The following is a 19,674-nucleotide window of genomic DNA, read 5'->3' as shown; positions in this document are numbered from 1 at the left end:
TAAATTAACTATGAAATACATTATTATAGGCTTAGGCTACTTTGGAGCCTCCCTGGCCGAGAAGCTCACCCGTACCGGCAATGAAGTGATAGGAGTAGACCACAAAATGGACAAGGTGGAGCTATTGAAAGAGAAAATCTCTCATACCATTTGCCTCGATGCCACCGATGAACAGGCGGTCTCCCACTTACCCCTGAAAGAGACGGACGTGGTCATGGTATGCATCGGTGAAAATGAAGGCGCTAATATCCTGGCTACGGCGATTATGAAACAAGCCAAAGTAAAACGCCTGATCAGCCGGGCCGTTTCTGCGCTTCATCAAACCGTCCTGCAGGCCATGCATGTAGACGAGATTATACACCCGGAAGAAGAAACCGCAGAACGCTGGGCGAAAAAACTCAATATGCACGGCGTAATCGACTCTTACGAACTGACCGGAGATTTTTCCATCGTGGAAGCCGAAGTCCCAAAAGCCCTTGATGGCCTAACCTTACAGGAGGCCGACCTCAATGACAAATACAGCGTGGTGGTGCTCACGCTAATCACAATGGAGGAAAAAGAAAACGACTTGGGCGTCAAAGCCCCCGTGCCCCATACCGAAGGGGTTGCGAACTCGAAAACACGACTGACGGCCGGCGCCATTATGGTCCTTTATGGCAAAAGTAAAGACATTGGGGCGTTTCTTGGGCAAAATTAGGCGCGTGTTGGGACTTTTGCCTTCTAGTCGAAAACTGACATTTTTTGGGGTAGACGACCTGCCTGCCAAACGGGTTTGCCAGGCAGGCAGGGGCACGAAAACCGGCGTTTAGCCTGAGTTAAATAGCCCTTCCCGCAGTTTGCGGGAAGGATTTTTGGGACGAAGTAGAAGCAAACCTGCCTGCGTGTCGAACACTTCGGTCTCCGGTGGCCTAAGCCCACAGGCGACGAGACACAGGCAGAGAAGTGTTCCGGTGCACCGGGACAGACCGATTACTAAAGTCCCAACACGCTCGTATGTTTGTGATATAGGACAAAGTTCAATGAAACGGCTCTTTCTATCAATATCAATACTGCTCTTAGCAACAAGCTTATGGTCACAAAGTGATTATGAAAATTCAGTGTTTGAGGGAGCGGGAATCAGGGGAATTGCTTACTCAGGAGTGATCAAGCAGCTGGAAGAATATGGGATAGTAGACGATATCAGGAAAATAGGAGAAACTTCAGCAGGAGCAATAACAGCTATGATGTTATCGATTGGTTACAATTCGGAAGAGATATATGAGATCATTTCAGAAACCCGCTTTCAAAAATTCAACAAAGGGGGGGTTGGGGTATTTGGTGGAATACACAGAATAAAAAAGAGGTACGGCTGGTATAAAAGTGAAAGATTTGAAAAATGGCTTGAAGAAATAATAGCGTCAAAAACAGGCAATCCGGATATAACGTTCGGAGAACTGAAGGAAAGAGGTTTTAAAGCGCTTTATGTAACAGGGACAAGTTTGAATAAGCAAGAACTCATCATATTCAGTCCTGCGACATATCCGCTAATGAAAATAAAAGACGCCATTTAAGTGTCAATGTCGATACCCCTATATTTTGAGGCGAACTTTATAGATGACGAAGGGCGGTTGTTTAAAAACCCGTATGATAAGAAAGGGTTAGACATAGTGGTGGATGGCGGAATCATAGGAAATTTCCCTATAGCCATATTTGATGAATATGCGATGGATTCTACGGGTGAGGAATACAGGGTTTACAATCCGCGAACACTAGCAGCCTGTCGGAGAGGCGCTCAATGGTCTGCGAACGGCAAATATTATTCTGCACTTCGTTGCTCATCAGTCACTTAGCTCAGGCTATGTTCCTTCTTCGTGCCTTGTTCAGAACAATATTTGCTCGCTCTCGCCGCATCAGCACATCTCCGACAGGCTGCTAGGGATAAGAATAGATTCAGATGATCAAATAAAGAATGATGAACAAGGGGTCGGGCTGATAGACCAGGAAATCAGTACTTTGAAAGAGTATATTGAAGCATTTTATGTGCTAACTCTAGAGAACCTGAACCGGAGCCAAATTTCTGCTGAAGATTGGGAAAGGACAATATCCGTGTCATCAGTAGGAATTAGCCCAAGAATAAAGAGATTGAAAACGGAAGAGAAAGAGCGGTTAATGAATAGTGGCGAAAAAGCAGTCATAAAATATTTTAACCGGCAAAAGGAATAGCTGCCCGCAAACATCTGCATGTTCAGGGAGCTGTTACACAACAAGCACCCGGCATTCGGATTTGCCCAATTCTTGTCATTTCCTCATTATAAATGGCGATCCGCCAACAAGTTGCTCACCGCAAAGTTGATTCGGTATCTACTCAGCTTGCTAAGCTGTAACCATTTTTTACCAAATCAATCCATTATGAACAACCCATTACTTTTTCCCAATCCGAACAAGACCCTAAGCCGGAGCTTACTGCTCTGGCTATTCGCTTTTTGGGGTGTGCTGTCCACCCCTTTGCTGGGTTCGGAGCTTAACCCATCCGCAAACAGCGCCAGCGATTGCCCGGCCGAAGCAGCACAGGTCGAAGCCGTAGAGGTCGGCTGTATTGCCGGAACGCTGGACCTGGAAGCAACGGTAATTGCAGAACCGGTGATCCCCCACCATTTTGAACAAATCTTTCTGCTGGCCAGTGGCGCCAATCGAACCATTATTGCGCTCAATGACCAACCCCAGTTTACCATCGATGAAGCAGGAGAATACAGCATTCATTCGCTGGTGTACCGCCCGTCTTCTTTCAATCCCAACAATATCAGTTTGGGCGATCTCCGGGTGGCCGAACTGGTGCTGTTCTTTGAACAAGGTGGAGGCGTACTCTGTGGCGCATTAGATACTCAGGGCGCTGGTTTTCACATTGGTGCCTGCCCTTGCGATGCAGAAGCAGGAACACTCAATGCTGCCGGCGTTTGTTTTGACAACAACCTCGCGGAAATTAAGTCGGCTCCGAGTGGCGATGCGGTCATCCCTGCTGGCTTTGAGATCATCTATGTCCTGACCTCAGGGAATGACCTGCTTATCGAAGGTGTCAATGAGACACCTGAATTCATTGTCAGCACCGATAAAAACTACCGCATTCACCCCCTGGTTTACGACCCTTCTACTTTGGATTTGAGTATTGTGGAGATCGGCGTCACCACCGGTTTTGAGGTCAATAGCCTTCTGCTGCAAGGCAATGGCAGCATTTGTGCTTCTCTGAATGTGGAAGGCACACAGTTTAACTTCAGGGGATGCGATGCCTGCCTGGCCAATGCAGGCACGCTCGTAGCTGATTCTGACAACTGCCTCGACGGAGCAGCTGAGCTGATTGCCTCAGAAGACACCGCACCGAATGTACCGGCCGGGTTCGAAGTCCTCTACGTCCTCACTTCCGGCAACGGCCTCGTTATTCAGGACGTTAACGATACGCCTCAGTTTACCGTGGCAGAGACCGGGCTGTTCACCATTCATACCCTTGTGTACGACCCGGCGACACTCGACCTCAGCATCGTAGAATTTGGTGTGACTACCGGCGTGGATGTCAACAACCTGCTCATTCAGGGCGGAGGCGATATTTGCGCTTCCCTGCTCGTGGCAGGCGCGCAGTTCCAAGTCGAAGAATGCCCCTGTACAGCGGACGCAGGCACCCTGACCGCCGACAGCGACAATTGCCTCGATGGAGACGCAGCGCTCGTAGCGGCTGAAGACACAGCGCCGAATGTACCGGCCGGTTACGAAGTGATCTACGTGCTCACCTCCGGCAACGGCCTCGTTATTCAGGACGTTAATGCTACTCCTGAGTTCACGGTGACGGATACCGGGCTGTATACAATCCACACCCTAGTGTACAACCCACTGACCCTCGACCTCAGCATCGTGGAATTCGGCGTGACCACTGGCGTGGATGTCAATAACCTGCTCATTCAGGGCGGCGGTGATATTTGCGCTTCCCTGCTCGTGGCTGGCGCACAGTTCCAGGTCGAAGCGTGCTGCACAGCGGACGCAGGCACCCTCTTGGCTGATTCTGACAACTGCCTCGACGGAGAAGCTGAGCTGATTGCCTCAGAAGACACCGCACCGAATGTACCGGCCGGGTTCGAAGTCCTCTACGTCCTCACTTCCGGCAACGACCTCGTTATCCAGGACGTTAACGATACGCCTCAGTTTACCGTGGCAGAGACCGGGCTGTTCACCATTCATACCCTTGTGTACGACCCGGCGACACTCGACCTCAGCATTGTGGAATTTGGCGTGACTACCGGCGTGGATGTCAACAACCTGCTCATTCAGGGCGGGGGCGATATTTGCGCTTCCCTGCTCGTGGCAGGCGCGCAGTTCCAGGTCGAAGAATGCCCCTGTACAGCGGACGCAGGCACCCTGACCGCCGACAGCGACAATTGCCTAGACGGGGACGCAGCGCTCGTAGCGGCTGAAGACACAGCGCCGAATGTACCGGCCGGTTATGAAGTGATCTACGTGCTCACCTCCGGCAACGGCCTCGTTATTCAGGACGTTAATGCTACTCCTGAGTTCACGGTGACGGATACCGGGCTGTATACCATCCACACACTTGTGTACAACCCACTGACCCTCGACCTCAGCATCGTGGAATTCGGCGTGACCACTGGCGTGGATGTCAATAACCTGCTCATTCAGGGTGGCGGTGATATTTGCGCTTCCCTGCTCGTGGCTGGCGCACAGTTCCAGGTCGAAGCGTGCTGCACAGCGGACGCAGGCTCCCTCTTGGCTGATTCTGACAACTGCCTCGACGGAGAAGCCGAACTGATTGCATCAGAAGACACCGCACCGAATGTACCGGCCGGGTTCGAAGTCCTCTACGTCCTCACTTCCGGCAACGGCCTCGTTATTCAGGACGTTAACGATACGCCTCAGTTTACCGTGGCAGAGACCGGGCTGTTCACCATTCATACCCTTGTGTACGACCCAGCGACACTCGACCTCAGCATTGTGGAATTTGGCGTGACTACCGGCGTGGATGTCAACAACCTGCTCATTCAGGGCGGGGGCGATATTTGCGCTTCCCTGCTCGTGGCGGGCGCGCAGTTCCAGGTCGAAGAATGCCCCTGTACAGCGGACGCAGGCACCCTGACCGCCGACAGCGACAATTGCCTAGACGGGGACGCAGCGCTCGTAGCGACTGAAGACACAACGCCGAATGTACCGGCCGGTTATGAAGTGATCTACGTGCTCACCTCCGGCAACGGCCTCGTTATTCAGGACGTTAACGCTACTCCTGAGTTCACGGTGACGGACACCGGGCTATATACCATTCACACACTTGTGTACAACCCACTGACCCTCGACCTAAGCATCGTGGAATTCGGCGTGACCACCGGCGTGGATGTCAATAACCTGCTCATTCAGGGCGGAGGTGATATTTGCGCTTCCCTGCTCGTGGCAGGCGCGCAGTTCCAGGTCGAAGAATGCCCCTGTACAGCGGAGGCAGGCACCCTGATTGCCGATTCTGATAATTGCCTGGATGGCACTGCGGAATTAACTGCGGTTGAAGGCCAAGCGCCGGTTATTCCTAATGGCTATGAGCGACTATTTGTGCTGACTTCAGGAACAGACCTTGTCATTGAGGCGGTCAATACCGATCCAACCTTTACGATTGAAGAAACAGGGCTGTTTACCATTCACACCCTGATCTACAATCCATTGACCCTCGACTTGTCGATCGTGGAATTTGGCGTGACGACCGGGGTTGACGTGAACGGCTTATTGGTGCAGGGCGGTGGTGATATTTGTGCCGCTCTGGACGTCGCCGGGGCAGCATTCCAGGTAGAGCCATGCCCCACCCTGTTGGAGAAAGCCCCCTACCCTAATCCGGTTTCCGATCAGCTGTATGTTCCCGTAGCCGACTGGATGATTGGTTCGGATTTGACCATTCACCTCAATGATGCCAATGGCAAGCTTGTACGTGAAATTAAGGTTGAGGAAGCCAATGCGTTGGAAGTGATTGATATGCGACAGATGACGCCGGGTGGATATACCCTTGTGGTTTACCATTCCGATGGTACCCGAGGCATGGTTCGCCGTATTATCAAAATGTAGTCGTGATTAAAAAGATGTTTCTTCAGCAGCCTCCGCTACGCAGCGGGGGCTGCTGTTTTTTGGGGGGAATGCACAAGCGTACAGGACGGCATCGCCGCTGATCATCTGGTTTCTAATTTCCCCAATGTTCTTTACGCGTTTTTCCTGTCTTTGAAGCATTTTCGATCTTCGGAAAAGCGATCTGATCAGGCATTAAGACCACCTGCTGCTTGACTATCTGTCCGGCAACCGGTATATTTAAGCGATGGCGAAGCGCAAAGAACAACATACCGGCATGCACCCCACATTGGAGCAGCCCAGGTACTTCCCTGATCTGCACGCATCTCTTAGTGTGTACACCCGTGATTGGCTGGCGCCCCGCCTTCCCGAGCGTTACACTATTTCTGTGGAGCGCGGGCTGTCCATGACGGATGAATCCGGAGCCGCTAAGCAATACCGCCCGGATGCCAGTATTGACCGGGCCGAATCGCCTGAAGCGCCCTACACAGATGCCATAGTGGTGCAACCACCTTCTTTCTCCGTAGAGGTTTTAGGCCAACCCCAACGGTATGTAGCCATACGGGACAAAGATGAAAGTTTGGTCACGACCATTGAAATCCTTTCTCCTGCCAATAAAACGGGGGACGGCTACGAGGATTTCCGCCGTAAGCAGGAGCAGCTTGCCGGGAAGTGCATTCATCTGGTGGAAATTGATTTACTGAAACAGGGGAAGCGCCGCTGGCGGGACGAGCGGGTGGATAAGTCCGATTATGTGATGACGGTGCAGCGCGCCGGTAACAGTATTGCCAACGTCTGGGCAACTGCTCTTGGAGAAACACTGCCTGCCATTCCCATCCCCCTGCTTGCTCCGGATGCGGATGTGCCGCTGCCGTTGGAGTATATCTTGCAGGAATACCTGAAGAAGAGTGGGCTGGGGGGGCGGCTGGGATAGTACAGTACGACATCACAAGTTGTTTCCAGATGAATACGATTAGTAATAAGTTTGGCAGTTAGCCATTCTGATTTTTTCAAAACACAACCTCTATCTAAACCCTTTTATTATGAATTTAAAGAAGTGCATCTCACTGTGTTTACTCCTTTCTCTTCTATTAATGGCCTGTGACCTCAATATTGATGATGAAAACGAGGAGCTGATCGTAATTCTGGATGAATTACCGGAAGCCCATATTGTGACCGAAAATGGATTTGATTGCAATGAATACAAGCTTATAGATTTTATCGAAAATGACGAGTCCGTGCGGTTCTTAGAGGTGGTCGGAGATATCATTTACTATACAAATTTCGATCATCAGATTAAAGCCTATTCAATACCTCTGGGAACTACTGAATTGCTTGCCGAGACTCAATATGTTGCAGAAATGAACAGACAGGAGAACAGCCTACACTTCTGTACCTGGTCTGGCATTTTCTCAGTAGAGAGCGATGATACAGATTCCTTTCAAAAAATATCAGAATACTCTTGCAGCAGCTTAGAGCAAACAGTAGACAACGGCCTATTCTTCACCGGGTTTAACAGCAGCCCGGAACTGTCAATGACGACGGCGAGCCACATTTATAAAGTGGTATCCATGGACAGCGTTGTACAAATTACAGTAGACAAGGAAGAGTGGATATCAATATTTAAAGTACTCAAAAACAACGAGATCATAGCATTTAATCGTAACAATACGGATGCAATATATCATTATAATAGCGCTGGTGAAATCATAAATATCTTTGATAGTTCTAATTCCGGACTAAATGCAGGACACCATGATTCCCATATATGGACAACTACTGAGGATGATCGATTGGTTGCAGTTTTAAAAAATGGAGTGGGCTTTCCCGATATACTTGAGTGGGATTACGGTTCATCCACATGGTACGATTACGTAAACAAAGAGGATTTTGAATTTGAAAGCGAGCGCCAATGGAAGTTGGCGGACTTCATGGCTCCCTTATACAGTGATGTGGAATTAAAGAATGGGGTTTTGTACGTAGCTACCACCCTTAGTGGCTGCAGAGGAATTCAAAAAATTGATTTAACCAGCGTAGGGCAAACCTTGACTATTGAGGATATTACAATCGTAAAGGATTCAAAGCTGAATGCTATTGGCCACTGTGTGCAGGGCATCAATTTTGATGTGGATAGGAACAGGTTCATTATCTACAGTCAAAAAGGGCTAATGATTGTCAGTAATTGCAACTAAAACCGATGGTTTACTCCCTGAGGATTAAGCGAAACCGGATACTTTACCTTTTCTTCATTATCTCTACGATCGCACTTGGGCTGGTATCAAGGGCTGCATTTATTCCTGAACTTATCTACTCCTATTTAGGGGATGTGTTTTATGCATTAATGATTTTCTGGATATTCGGCTTTCTATTTCCGAGAATGAGCTCGAAGAAAGTCGCGTTGATAAGCATACTGACCTGTTTTTTGATTGAATTCAGCCAGCTGTATCAGGCAGAATGGATCAATGAAATCAGAAAAACCAGGCTGGGAGGCCTAATCCTGGGCTTTGGGTTTCTGTGGAGTGATTTGGTCAGTTATGCGGTTGGGGGGATGATGGGTTTAGGCTTGGAGTATGTGTTGGAAAAGAGCGGGAGAACCGATTAGGGTGATAGCTTAAAAGGTGGATATGTTGAGAGCCGTTGTGAAATGAACGCAATATTGCAATATCACTTTCAAAGAAAGATTGAACTCAGAAAGCATTATTCCCCGCTGCACCATCCAGGCGAGGTTTGGCTATTCGGGCTCGATAAATACTTTGAGGCATAAATCATTGAAGTCGATAGCCTGCCACTTATATAGAAGCGGCAGGCTATGACCCGTTTCAGCAAAGTAGCCGTAAATATCGTCCACTTCGCTAAGAATCTAAAAACTAATATTTACAGAAACATACCCGTTCCGACCCCGGGCAAGGATAGGCGCATTCGTGCCCCGCACCGACCGGTTGAGGTGCTCATAGTAGGCTTCGTCCAGCAGGTTGTTAACACCGGCGCTCAGTCGGAAAGCCTCTGTGAACTGATAAGCCAGCTTGAGGTCAATCAAAGAAAACGCAGGGGTTCCCGTTTCTCCAAACTCCGAGGATACCCGGTTTTGCTCCAGCACATGCCGGAAAGAGACTTCTGGCTGTAGTTTCTCCCCGAAATAGGCGCCCTGAAGCGCGTAGCGGAAGTCCAGCGGTGCGATCTCGGGCAGCGGCTCGTCCCGTTCCATATCCTGCGCATAGGTATATGCGATAGACATCTGGTGCTGAAGCCCTGCCATCAGCTGCTGTGTCCAGTTGGCTTCAAAACCCGTTTTAAAGGCCTCTTCGATGTTGATGAATTGCCGTACACCCGGGCTCATGGGCAGCCGAGGGGAAAGCGTGGGGTCAATAACGGAGGAAATATAGTCCTGCAAATACCCGGCAAACACATCGACCTTAAGGGCCGTAACCTCCGTGTGCCACTCGAAGGTCAGGTCAGCCTGGTAGTTGACCTCCGGTGAAAGCTGTGGGTTGCCCAGCATTTCAAAGGGGTCTATTCCTACGGGGAAGTAGTTGATGAAGCGCTCGGTAAGGCTGCCGCTGCGCTGTGCCCGCCCGAGGAATAAGCCCATTTTTGCCTCCCCGCTGATTTGCCGGCTGGCTCCAAGGCTAAAATTGGAGTTGAACTGCGTGGTCTCTGTATCCGTATACACTTCCGTAAATTCCGGGCTGGCCTCTTCAACCGAAGCGGTATTCAGCTCCAGCCGGGTAGAGAGTACCAGTTGGTAGGCGCCCAGCCGCTGCTGGTATTCTCCAAACAGGCCTGCTTTGGCGATTTGGCCATCCTGCCAGGCATCGTCTTCGAAAGTCCGCCCTGCATTTGGCCCCATCAGGAATTCGCGCACCCGGATGCCAGAAGCACCTTCCACCCGCAGGTCAGCACCGGTATACAGCCTGGCATTTTTCAACTGCCACAGCCCCTCAGTGCGGCCGCCGTAATTATAGGTCGTAGCCGCAGTCTCCGCATTCAGCATTCTGGGATCAAGCGGTTTGAGGAGGTTGTCCATCAGGTGATCCACGAACGAGCCGAATACAGTGGTGTTCCAGGACTGCAGGGCACCCTCCTCAAAGCGGATATCGTGGCGGGCATTGAACATCCAGGTATCGTCTTCGCGCAAATCCATGGGCAGGGCCGGGAAGTCGGCATCCCGGGCGATATTGTACAGGCCCGAAATCCGCAATTGCTGATTGCCGGCAAGCTTCAGGCCCAGATTAGCGCCGAAACTACCTCGCTGGAAGTCAGACTGCACCGTAGATCCATCTCCGGCGGTGTAGTCATTACCCTGCGACCATGCGGCAAACAGCCCAAGGTCGTAGCGCTTCCCGGAAAACCCGAGCTGGCTTTCGCCCCGGAGCACTTCACCATTCCCCTCATAACCTGAGGAAAACCGCCCGTAAATATCTGCCTCCTCGGTAAAGCGGAGGTTGGTGGGCACAAAGTTGATGGTTGCTCCAAAACCCGTACCGTAGCGCAGGGCGTGCGGCCCCTTGAGGACTTCGATACGGTCCATCATATTGGGCGCCATTTGGCTGGTAGGCGGGTCCATGCGGTTGGGGCAGGCAGCGGTAGCGCTCTGAGCACCGTTGAGTACCACATTGAGCTGGTCGTACTTGAAACCACGCAGCACCGGGTCGAAGCCGTAGTTGCCGGCTTTTTGTATGCTGCTCATACCTGCCGTTTGCGACAGGATGGCAGCTGCGTCGTGCTGCATGTAGTCCTGATAGCCCAGGTCTACCTCATCAGCAGGCTGCTGCCCGGGGCGCACCGCAATGACGGTAACCGGGTAGAGTTGTTGCGATTCGCGGCGCCGGTAGTACGCACCAGCCTTGGCCATCTCCTGCACAGCAACAGGCGATAATTCCCAACGGCCGTAGCTGAGGTGGGACAGGTACATGGTCTCTCCCTCCCGCAGTGTAAAAGTGATGGCTCCGTTTTCATCAGAAGTGCCCGACTGCTGCCCGTACTCAAAAGTTAGCCCGGTAATGGGCTGAGAAGTGTCTTCGTCCAGAAAGCGGATCTTCTCGGTTGACTGAGCGTACACGCTGACACTGAGCATGAAACTAGCTGCCAGCAGTAAAACGAATTTATTTTGAATTTTCATGTTGTGTTGTTTTTTGCTTTTTAAGACCATGTTGGGACTTTAGTAATTGGTCTGCAAATGTCCCTTTTTTGCTAATACTTCGTTACAGAACCGGGCTTCATGGCGCTGCTATGATCCCGAACCTGTGCCTCGTCTAAGCAAAAAATGAATCATTTTCGACTAAAAGACCTAAATCCCAACATGGTCTAGGAATTATTCCTCCATGCAAGCGCCCACAATGCGATGGAATACCTCGTGCAGCGCATTGAGGCCTTTGGTGATGGCTTCATCGCTGCCGCCATTTTTAACCAGCTTATGCAATGCGGCACTGTCCTTGCGCAGTGCCTTTAGGTTGTCTTGGACACCTGTCTCATCAAATCTTGCAGGTATATGGCCTTTGGCCAGGCGCTTTGCCGCTGCTGCCAATTCACCAGACCGGGATTTGATGGGCTGTAAATCACCTTCCTCCAGAGGGTGAAAAGTTGCGGCCATGATATTGTGGAATTCATCCAGCGTCTCCCAAACGATAAAAGGGTGGCTTGAAATACCATATTGCTCGCTGACAGCTTCCCAATTGACAGCATTCCAAACGGCCTCCAGGTAATCGCCGCGCCTATTCTGGTATTTCAGGTAGTAGGCATGCTCCCATACGTCTATACCCAGGATGGGATAACCGGACTGATCGGCTACCTGCCTCATCATGGGGTTGTCCTGATTGGCGGTGGAGGTAACAAATAGCCGGCCTTCCGCATCAGCAGCCAGCCAGGCCCAACCGGAGCCAAAACGCGTTTTTGCAGCCTTCAGCATGGTTTCTTTTAGACCTTCCATGCTGCCAAAGTGCTTTTGAATGGCCTCCATTAAATTGGGAGATGGTTCAGTATCTGCTGAAGGGGCCAGGATTTTCCAAAATAAACTGTGATTGTAATGCCCTCCACCGTTATTACGCAGGGCAGTATCGGATGGAGCCAACCGCCGCATCAACTGCCGGAGGGGCAGTTCTGCGTACGGAGTCCCCTTTACTGCTGTGTTAAGCTTGCGGACATAGCCTGCGTGGTGCCTGGCATGGTGTATTTCCATTGTGCGGGCATCGATGTAAGGCTCAAGTGCATCGTAGGCATACCCTAGTTCAGGGAGTTTAAATGGGTCATCAGGTGAGAACAGCCTAGTCTGGGCAACAAGGCTTGCCCAACCTGAAGGGAAAAGAATCGCGGCACCGGCTAACAGCCCGCTTTGTTTGAGAAATGTTCTTTTATGCATGGTAATCATGTGTTTTAGTTTACAATAGGATCAAGGGCAGGGGCATACTCTTCCCTGAGCAGTTTGTCAATATCCTCCATAAATTGACCGACAGATGCAGCGTCGGTCCCATCGCAGTAAGCCCGGACGTGCCGGTTGGCATCCACGAGAATGATTAGGCCGCTGTGGTCAAAGCCGCCAGGGGCTTCAGCGTCGACCTTAGCCGTGCTAAAGTAGTCATCCGCCATCTCGTAGATTTCATCATGCAACCCCGTGACAAAGTGCCATTTTTCTGTTTTCACCCCCAGATTAGAAGCGTACCGCCTGAGATGCCCCACGGTATCCCTTCTGACATCTATGGAGTGTGAAAGCAGTAAGACCCGGGAGTCCTGCTCGTACTTATTATACAGCCGGAGCATCTGCTTTTTTACCTTGGGGCAAATAGTGGGGCAGGAAGTAAAGAAGAAGTCTGCCAGATAGACCTTGTCCTGAAAAGTCGCATTTGTCACCCATTGACTGTCCTGATTGACAAAACGGAAATCGGCGATCTCGTGAAAAACGGTATCTCCTCCTACCGTGTATTTATTGCCTAAGACAGGAAGAGGGCCCTCCTGCCCGCCTTCACAGGCAGACAGAAAGGGCCCGGTCACAAGTAGTATGAAAAGGCGCAATTGGTTCATTGTACTGTTGTTGAGGGTTGATAAGCTTCTGCCTCAGCTATACTTTTCAACATCAGCGCTTTTACAGCCTCGATGCGCTGAAGCTCTTTGGCCACGTAGGCTTTTGCTTTCGGCTCCGGCATTTTCATCACATCAGACTCATGCCGGAGGTTGTGCATCCATTCCCACATTGCATCTTCAGCTTTGGTTAGCTCCAATACCATTGAGCGGGCGGTGGTATCTCCTTTCAGCTGTTTTTTCAGGCGGGCGATGTTGCTCATTTTGGGCATGACCTCGTCGTGCACAGCCATCATCGCTGACCAGTCATCGGAAAGGCTGCTGCCTTCTTGCTGAGGCGCTTTTGCGCAGGCAGCGAGCATCGACAGGAGCATGATGCCCCACATCATTTGGAATGTTGTACGCATATTATTCAGTTTGATTGCCAAAAGGTTGATACGGCTTACCCTATGACATTTAGTTGTATAAAAAAATAGACAGCCAAGCTTGCCAAGCCAATGAAGGCATACAATGCCGCAAGCTGAAAACGGTCAAAATTTCGGTGTCCGAAAAGAAAGAACAGCGGGAAACCCAGAACCGCGTAAACAGCTCTGCCCAGCCGGCTGTACAAGTCCTGAGCCCATACTGCCCGGACCGGCTCAGGGTAAGGCTGATTGAGCATGGCATACCGATAACGGCGGGCTACGCTATACATTCGAACGGCCTGGTACAAAAGCAATAATTCGAGTATGATGCTCACCGCAATACCCGCTTTTGTGAGGAGCGGCAGCTCCATCAAGTAATTGATAAAACCCATTGTGTTTTAGTTTTTACCGCTTCACCACAGACTGCACAAACCTGCCTTGACAATAACATCAATGTTTACAATAGGAATACCATGGCATTACAGGACATCTGCCTGCTGCCGTGAGCGGTTCAGCGAAACCAATAAAAATTCAGGAGTGATGGTAAGGTCAGGCTCGGGGAGGCTTGAAGATTGAGGCTGCGTAGAGCCGGTGGTGAAGATTTTCGGTGAAGATAACAGGCAAGGGCTGCCCGTCCCGTACTGCAATTATTGCAGCGCAGCAGAAGCCTTCGGGAAAGAAAGGTGTAATTGGCCGCAGGTCTTCTACCACGGGCAGGGGAGCTTGAGCCCCGTCATCCGCAGAAGACTCTGCAATGATGTCATTGACATAGCATTTGCCGCTGCACATCAGTACAGGCTCGTCGATATTGACGCAATAGGTATTTGTGATGTGCTCTTTGTTGAGTTCATAACAGCCGTAAATGATGCTCAGCCGAAGTGCGGGCACAACGGCAAGGAGGCATAATATCGATATAAGGGCTATTCTGTACATCTTAATTACAAAAATAGGCATAAAGCTTTACACTGGCAAGCACAAGGATGGAAGAGTTTGTCAGGGGATTGTTATACCGATCGGGGCCCGCCGGGAACAAATTTGATACTGATTTTGACACCACAAAAATGGCCGTTATGAAATACATTTTGCGTTAGACGATACAGGCTCAAAAATCACTGGCTAACTTTAACTATCAAATAGCCATTATTAATAAAAATCCTTCTGCTCCATGACCCACATGAATTTCTGCTTATCCAGCCTGAAGTTCCGCTCGTTGCGCCGCAGCACCAATTCAAGGGAGTCTGCACCCGAGATCCCCTGCCATACAAACTGATGGTCTCCTCTCGGCTCAACCCGGCCTTCAAAAATAGCGGTAGTATCAAAGCTCGGCTTGATGGTCAAATTCATCGTGCTGTCTAATGAAAAATTGACCTTTCGGAAGTTGGAGGTACCACTCGTAATATGCCCGTAACCGAACCCTGCGGATCGCCTTGGGCTCACCACAATCCGGTTCCAGCGGGTGGTGTCTTCTCCGTTTCTTTTAAAGCTGTCCACGTCGAAAGCGCCTTCAATGGCTAATGATGGACGCTCTTTGCCGCTTTTGTAATAATCATAGTCTTGATAAAACCCATAAGCAAATGTGTATCCTAAAAAGGCGACTTTAAGCCCGATCCGAAGATACTTTTGCCAGGGTTTATCAAAATAGGGCGGTATTTCAACAGGCTCGGTTGGGCGGTTGGACAGGAAGTCAATCAGGCGCTTGCCGTACTCCAAAAGCAGGTACAAAATGATCAAAATCAGGAAAAAAGAGAACAGCTTGACCGGAACCCCGTAAAACAGGTTGAGCAGAAACACATTCCCCATCACGCCCAGCAATACGAATAACCCCAGTAGCAGAGTCCGGCGAAACACTATGAGCAGTCCGCCTAGAACCTCCATGAAACCTCCGAAAAACTGATAGGGCGCAGAATACCCCAAATACATCCAGGTGAAACGCATGGGCGTGAACTCCCCCAAGGGTGTCGAAAACTGCGCAAGGGAAGGATAGGGCATTTGCAGGACAAACAACTTTGAAATGCCATAGCTGAACATAATCATGGCCAGATAGTACCGTAATCCAATCTTCAGAACCGTATTGAGCTGCCGATAGCTCTGCCGTCTCCGGTCCAGTGCTGTCCAGATCAGCGTGATCAGCAAACTTACGCTGAGGTAAGCCACATTCAGCATCCAGTCATCGAGCGTATCGCCACTACCGGTTGGTGGATGTTCCCAACGGGGCGGATCATGCCATTTCAAGATGTTGTTTTGGACAAAGAAGGAGGGATAGTAGTAAAATTTATACAGATATCTGCCAAGAACGGGAATGAAAGACCAAAGGGCCATCTTTAGGACGAAGTATACGAAGATGAACCGGAAAGCAATGCGCTGACCGATCCCCCAGGGCTTGGCATCTTGTTGTTCTTGGTTTTTCATGTTTCTATAGTTTATGACTGTCAGATTTCAGATAGTAGTCCCTTAAAACTGCTCCCTTTCCTGCTTCTTAATAGCCAACTTGAGCCGGAATACCTTATAACCCCATCATCAGATCCAACCTTCTGATCAGCCCTCCCAGATGAGCGGTATAAAACACAATGAACGTATTGGAAACCAGCAGAACCAACAGCAGCGGAGAAAGGAACGAGGCGGGCTTTTCCTCTTGCAGGATACTGGACCATCCCATAATCCCCAGTAGCCCGGCAATCACCTGAATCACAAATGCGATCCTCCCCCAAAGTGCATGGTCCTCTACCTGATCCTGAGGGTAAGGCGCTAAAACCTGCTTCGCCCAGTCTGCCGTTTCCGGCCCCGTAAAGTAGGCTATTGCTGAAAGGGCAGCCAAAATGATCAGCCCGCTGTAGGAATCCTTCCACAACTTATCATCCGTGGGGCTTTTCCTGTGTAAAAAGACGCGATACGCCAGCCAGGGTGTCCCGATTACGGTAAGGTGCACAATAACGATATGTATCCAGTTGAAGATCATCTGCATTCCATATTTAGGGGCCGGTTCTCTTGCAAACAGCCTATTCAGCACCTGTCCTTATCGCTTCTTTAGGGTCGATTCCCTGATCCACCTTATCATAATCCAGTGTGGAACCGCCCATGCTATGAGGAATGAGATACACTACCGTCATCACCAGCGCAGCCCCTAATACTGCTGCCCGGCTGATGTTCTCCTTCTTTTTGGGCTTGAAACCAATAATGGCCAGCGCCAAAGCCCAGACCACCCACATAATGAGCATTTTATTATCCGTGAAGTCTCCTCCAAATGGGAAGCCCGTCCAGTATTCGCCAAATGCACTTTTTTGTACCAAAGGCCCCAGGATCATCCCCCCAACGGTCATAGCGGAGAACGCGACTACCGTCCATCGGCGCATGGTACCGGGATCCAGAACCGCACTTAGTCCGGCCCGGATACCAAAAATGATCACAATAATCATCAAGGTGACGTGAGGTACCAGAATAAAGTCAGAAACAGGGTCTTTATACCGCAGCACGATCCGGTCTTCTCCCTCTTCAGGAATAGTAAACGGCTTGCCATTAATGGAGCCGGTGATGAAGTATTCCATTTTACCGGCAGCAGGCTGTACCGGTAAGGGGGCCACGAACCGGCCGTCCTCCAACTGGAAATCCAGCTTAGTTATGGCATCCTCCGTCTGATAGCGCTTATAATTCAGCGTAGCTTCGTAATTCGCCCCTTCAAAGTAGGGCAGTTCAATCTTAGCCCCATCGGTGGTTTCGTGAGAACGCAGCAATTTGTATTTGTAGGCTTCCCCGGCATGCTCCAGGTATCCCTTATACTCGTAAGTAGGCCCGGTGCTCCTTTGGTAAATCATGGCAGCCAAGGCCAAAAAAATAGCTAATACCCAAATCAGTACTTTCTTTATCATCGCTTTCCGATGGTCTTTTTAATTTTTAAAATCTTATTATTCCATGGCTTTCAGAATAGGGATTTGGATTGAGCTATCACCATACCATTTTATCTCTAATGGCTCTATTGCATCCGCTATCGTTTCCTCGCTCACATCCTTTCCTGTCCCGTAATTAATCTGCCAGTAAGGGCTTTTATTCACCCCCAGGGTAATTACTAAGCGGCTTCCTTTGCTCATTTGCTTTGCAGTGATGTATGACGTATTTATCTTTACAGTTTCTTTTTCATCAGGAGTCAGCAATTGCCGTTGGGTACGGTCATTGGCATAGCTGGCTCTTTGCAAAGCACTAAACCCACTTTCTGTAAATAAGGCAAAGTACCGGCCGTCGGGCATCATTTCATACGCTCTGATCACTATATCAAAGTCTTTCTTGTTTATGGCGACCTGGAGAGAAGCTATAAAGGATCCACTCCATATCGTAGGCTCCTCAAGAGGGTCAGAGATGAAACTTATCGAAGTATTGAGGTCGGTATTAATGGAGTCCCGGATCACTTTAAACTCAAACTCGGTAGCATCGCTACGGTCGGCTAAATCTACTTCTTGCTCCACATACTCTGCACTAGGTTGTGGACTTAGGGTATAGGCATCATTAGATCTGGTAGGGTTAAAATAGAAGGTCAGGGTATCGGTAGCCATCCCGCTTAAGGTAGATGTGTGCTGCCATTGGTTGGTTCCCATTACCTGGTAATTTACTTTATCCCTAAGTATTTGAGGTTTTTCACCCTTTTTCAGCACATAGTCAAACCACTCAACGGACAGATTTCTGAAATTAAGGGAGGTGGCAACCGAATCAACCTGATATCCCCCCACTTCTTTATTTGGGTAAAGCTGCGCACCACCGTGGGTATAAGGTCCAATCACCAGATAATGGGTAGCATTGGGGTTGTGCATATGGTGCTGCTTGTAATAGTACATAGCGCCCATTTGGTCATCATCAAAATACCCGGTAGTGGTCAAAACGGGAATATCAATTTCTGAAAAATCCGTTTTGCAGGGGACCATACTTTGCCAGAAGGCATCATAAGAGGGGTGGTCCAGCCAGCGTTGAAAAATATCACTTGGTTGCCCTTCAAGGCTGTCCAGGGAACGGAAAGAGGTGCCTTGTTCATACCATGTTTTAAAGAGCGTATTCCATTTATTAGTGTTAGAAAAATCCGGATAATCAGTTGTGGGATTGTTGGTCACATAACGAATCCAGCGCAGCATGTAGCTCATAAACACATTGCCATTCATCGGATAATCGATACCAGGCCCTACAGCCACCTGCGGCATTATGGTTTTTAATGCAGGGTGTAGCCGCTTCGTTGCCGACCATTGCGCAAAGCCCAGATAACTGCCGCCGACCATGCCTACTTCTCCATTGCTCCATTCCTGCTTGCTGATCCAGTCGATGACATCATAGGCATCCTGCCCATCATGCTCAAAAGGCTCTGTTAGTGCCTCGCTTTTTCCCTTTCCCCGTGTATTGGCCACCGTACAAGCATAACCTTCCGCAGCGTATATTTTTGCTCTTCCCACATCGCGATTTGCATCTGCATAAATATTAAAAATAAAAATAGTGGGGAGGGGCCCTTCCGATGCTCTTTCTCTAACAACAAAGGCCTGTAATGGACTGCCGTCTTTCGTTTCAATCATCACGCTGTCCACCACAAACCTTTTTTCATCTTCTTCGGCTACCACTTGCTGCATGATATCCAGGGCCTGCATATACACCTGCTGAAAGTTGTAAACACGAATCAGCTGTATAGCCTCTATCAACTGCAGCGTATCCTTAGATCCATACTGTGCCTTGATCCCTTTTAGCGCCTCGTTAAACTGTTCAACGGAAAGACGCGTATTGGCTGAAACCACCTCCTGCGAGGCTATATTCAAATCCAGATATCCGGCTCTGAAAATAGCTTCAAAAATCTGGCGAAAGGGCCCTGAACTTTTGCTTTGCTGTTTTGCTTCTGCAAAAGCTTCAAATTGGAAGTAAATACCCCGGTTAAAATCCTCGTTAAAACTCAGTCTTAGAGAATCAATCAATGTGGTCGCCCTACCGTACTGTTCGGCTGCCAGGGGAAGATGAAACCTGTTGCCAAGCGATATCGCCACAGCTCCACTTTCATGAGCCTCATATACCTGCCTGGCTAATGCTGGTATTCCTGCAGCCAAGGCGATACTGTCTGAATAGGTCTGTTTTGGAAAGTAAAATTCCTGAGCAAATGTGGTGGTTACTGAGACAACAGTAATCAGTAATGCGATAATATTTTTCATACGCCTGCATTAATAGAGGTGCT

16 protein-coding genes are annotated in these 19,674 nt (G+C 49.6%); 6 read left to right on the top strand and 10 right to left on the bottom strand.

Going from position 1 to position 19,674, the window contains the following annotated elements:
- The first annotated feature begins 10 nt into the window (after nt 1-10).
- From ACO08I_RS26610 to ACO08I_RS26585, 6 genes are all read left to right on the top strand, one after another.
- A complete protein-coding gene (locus ACO08I_RS26610) occupies nt 11-697 on the top strand; it encodes a potassium channel family protein (protein ID WP_282783975.1) in 687 nt (228 codons plus the stop codon).
- A 322-nt stretch (nt 698-1,019) separates the two neighbouring features.
- On the top strand, nt 1,020-1,550 hold the full coding sequence (locus ACO08I_RS26605; RefSeq protein WP_282783973.1) for a patatin-like phospholipase family protein: 531 nt from the start codon (nt 1,020-1,022) through the stop codon (nt 1,548-1,550).
- Nucleotides 1,551-2,388: 838 nt separating this feature from the next.
- The gene (locus tag ACO08I_RS26600) at nt 2,389-6,078 is read left to right on the top strand and encodes a T9SS type A sorting domain-containing protein (protein WP_421947624.1); all 3,690 of its coding nucleotides are present in this window, start codon (nt 2,389-2,391) and stop codon (nt 6,076-6,078) included.
- A 244-nt stretch (nt 6,079-6,322) separates the two neighbouring features.
- Nucleotides 6,323-7,009: a DUF4058 family protein gene (locus ACO08I_RS26595; protein ID WP_421947623.1), complete on the top strand. Its 687-nt coding sequence runs from the start codon at nt 6,323-6,325 to the stop codon at nt 7,007-7,009.
- A gap of 109 nt (nt 7,010-7,118) precedes the next feature.
- Nucleotides 7,119-8,267 carry a hypothetical protein gene (locus ACO08I_RS26590; RefSeq protein WP_421947622.1) on the top strand — a complete coding sequence of 383 codons (1,149 nt, stop codon included), beginning with the start codon at nt 7,119-7,121 and terminating at the stop codon, nt 8,265-8,267.
- A gap of 17 nt (nt 8,268-8,284) precedes the next feature.
- Nucleotides 8,285-8,677 (top strand): DUF2809 domain-containing protein, encoded by a 393-nt coding sequence (locus ACO08I_RS26585; RefSeq protein WP_421949732.1) that lies wholly within the window; start codon nt 8,285-8,287, stop codon nt 8,675-8,677.
- A gap of 258 nt (nt 8,678-8,935) precedes the next feature.
- On the opposite strand, the gene ACO08I_RS26580 is transcribed toward ACO08I_RS26585, so the two are convergent.
- The 10 genes from ACO08I_RS26580 to ACO08I_RS26535 form a co-directional block, all read right to left on the bottom strand.
- On the bottom strand, nt 8,936-11,194 hold the full coding sequence (locus ACO08I_RS26580; protein ID WP_421947621.1) for a TonB-dependent receptor domain-containing protein: 2,259 nt from the start codon (nt 11,192-11,194) through the stop codon (nt 8,936-8,938).
- Nucleotides 11,195-11,386: 192 nt separating this feature from the next.
- On the bottom strand, nt 11,387-12,430 hold the full coding sequence (locus tag ACO08I_RS26575) for a superoxide dismutase (protein WP_345894652.1): 1,044 nt from the start codon (nt 12,428-12,430) through the stop codon (nt 11,387-11,389).
- 14 nt (nt 12,431-12,444) lie between these two features.
- Nucleotides 12,445-13,089, bottom strand: coding sequence for an SCO family protein (locus tag ACO08I_RS26570; RefSeq protein ID WP_282781564.1), 645 nt, complete (start codon nt 13,087-13,089; stop codon nt 12,445-12,447).
- Complete coding sequence (locus ACO08I_RS26565; RefSeq protein ID WP_282781563.1) at nt 13,086-13,493, bottom strand: hypothetical protein; 408 nt, start codon at nt 13,491-13,493, stop codon at nt 13,086-13,088. The genes ACO08I_RS26570 and ACO08I_RS26565 overlap by 4 nt, the downstream gene beginning before the upstream one ends.
- 35 nt (nt 13,494-13,528) lie before the next feature.
- Complete coding sequence (locus tag ACO08I_RS26560) at nt 13,529-13,882, bottom strand: hypothetical protein (protein ID WP_282781561.1); 354 nt, start codon at nt 13,880-13,882, stop codon at nt 13,529-13,531.
- A gap of 157 nt (nt 13,883-14,039) precedes the next feature.
- Entirely contained in the window at nt 14,040-14,444 is a 405-nt protein-coding gene (locus ACO08I_RS26555; RefSeq protein WP_421947620.1) for a hypothetical protein, read from the bottom strand.
- Nucleotides 14,445-14,633: 189 nt separating this feature from the next.
- Nucleotides 14,634-15,899 carry a hypothetical protein gene (locus ACO08I_RS26550; protein WP_282781557.1) on the bottom strand — a complete coding sequence of 422 codons (1,266 nt, stop codon included), beginning with the start codon at nt 15,897-15,899 and terminating at the stop codon, nt 14,634-14,636.
- 94 nt (nt 15,900-15,993) lie between these two features.
- Entirely contained in the window at nt 15,994-16,446 is a 453-nt protein-coding gene (locus ACO08I_RS26545; protein WP_282781555.1) for a hypothetical protein, read from the bottom strand.
- Between the two features lie 40 nt (nt 16,447-16,486).
- Nucleotides 16,487-17,353 carry a hypothetical protein gene (locus ACO08I_RS26540; RefSeq protein ID WP_282781553.1) on the bottom strand — a complete coding sequence of 289 codons (867 nt, stop codon included), beginning with the start codon at nt 17,351-17,353 and terminating at the stop codon, nt 16,487-16,489.
- A 36-nt stretch (nt 17,354-17,389) separates the two neighbouring features.
- Nucleotides 17,390-19,651 carry a CocE/NonD family hydrolase gene (locus tag ACO08I_RS26535; RefSeq protein ID WP_421947619.1) on the bottom strand — a complete coding sequence of 754 codons (2,262 nt, stop codon included), beginning with the start codon at nt 19,649-19,651 and terminating at the stop codon, nt 17,390-17,392.
- Nucleotides 19,652-19,674: the final 23 nt, after the last annotated feature.

Origin of the sequence: Phaeodactylibacter xiamenensis (assembly GCF_965229835.1) — a bacterium.
Taxonomy (GTDB): Bacteria; Bacteroidota; Bacteroidia; order Chitinophagales; family Saprospiraceae; genus Phaeodactylibacter; species Phaeodactylibacter xiamenensis.
Note: the sequence above shows the minus strand (reverse complement) of the source record. Positions and strands in the feature narration are given on the sequence as shown.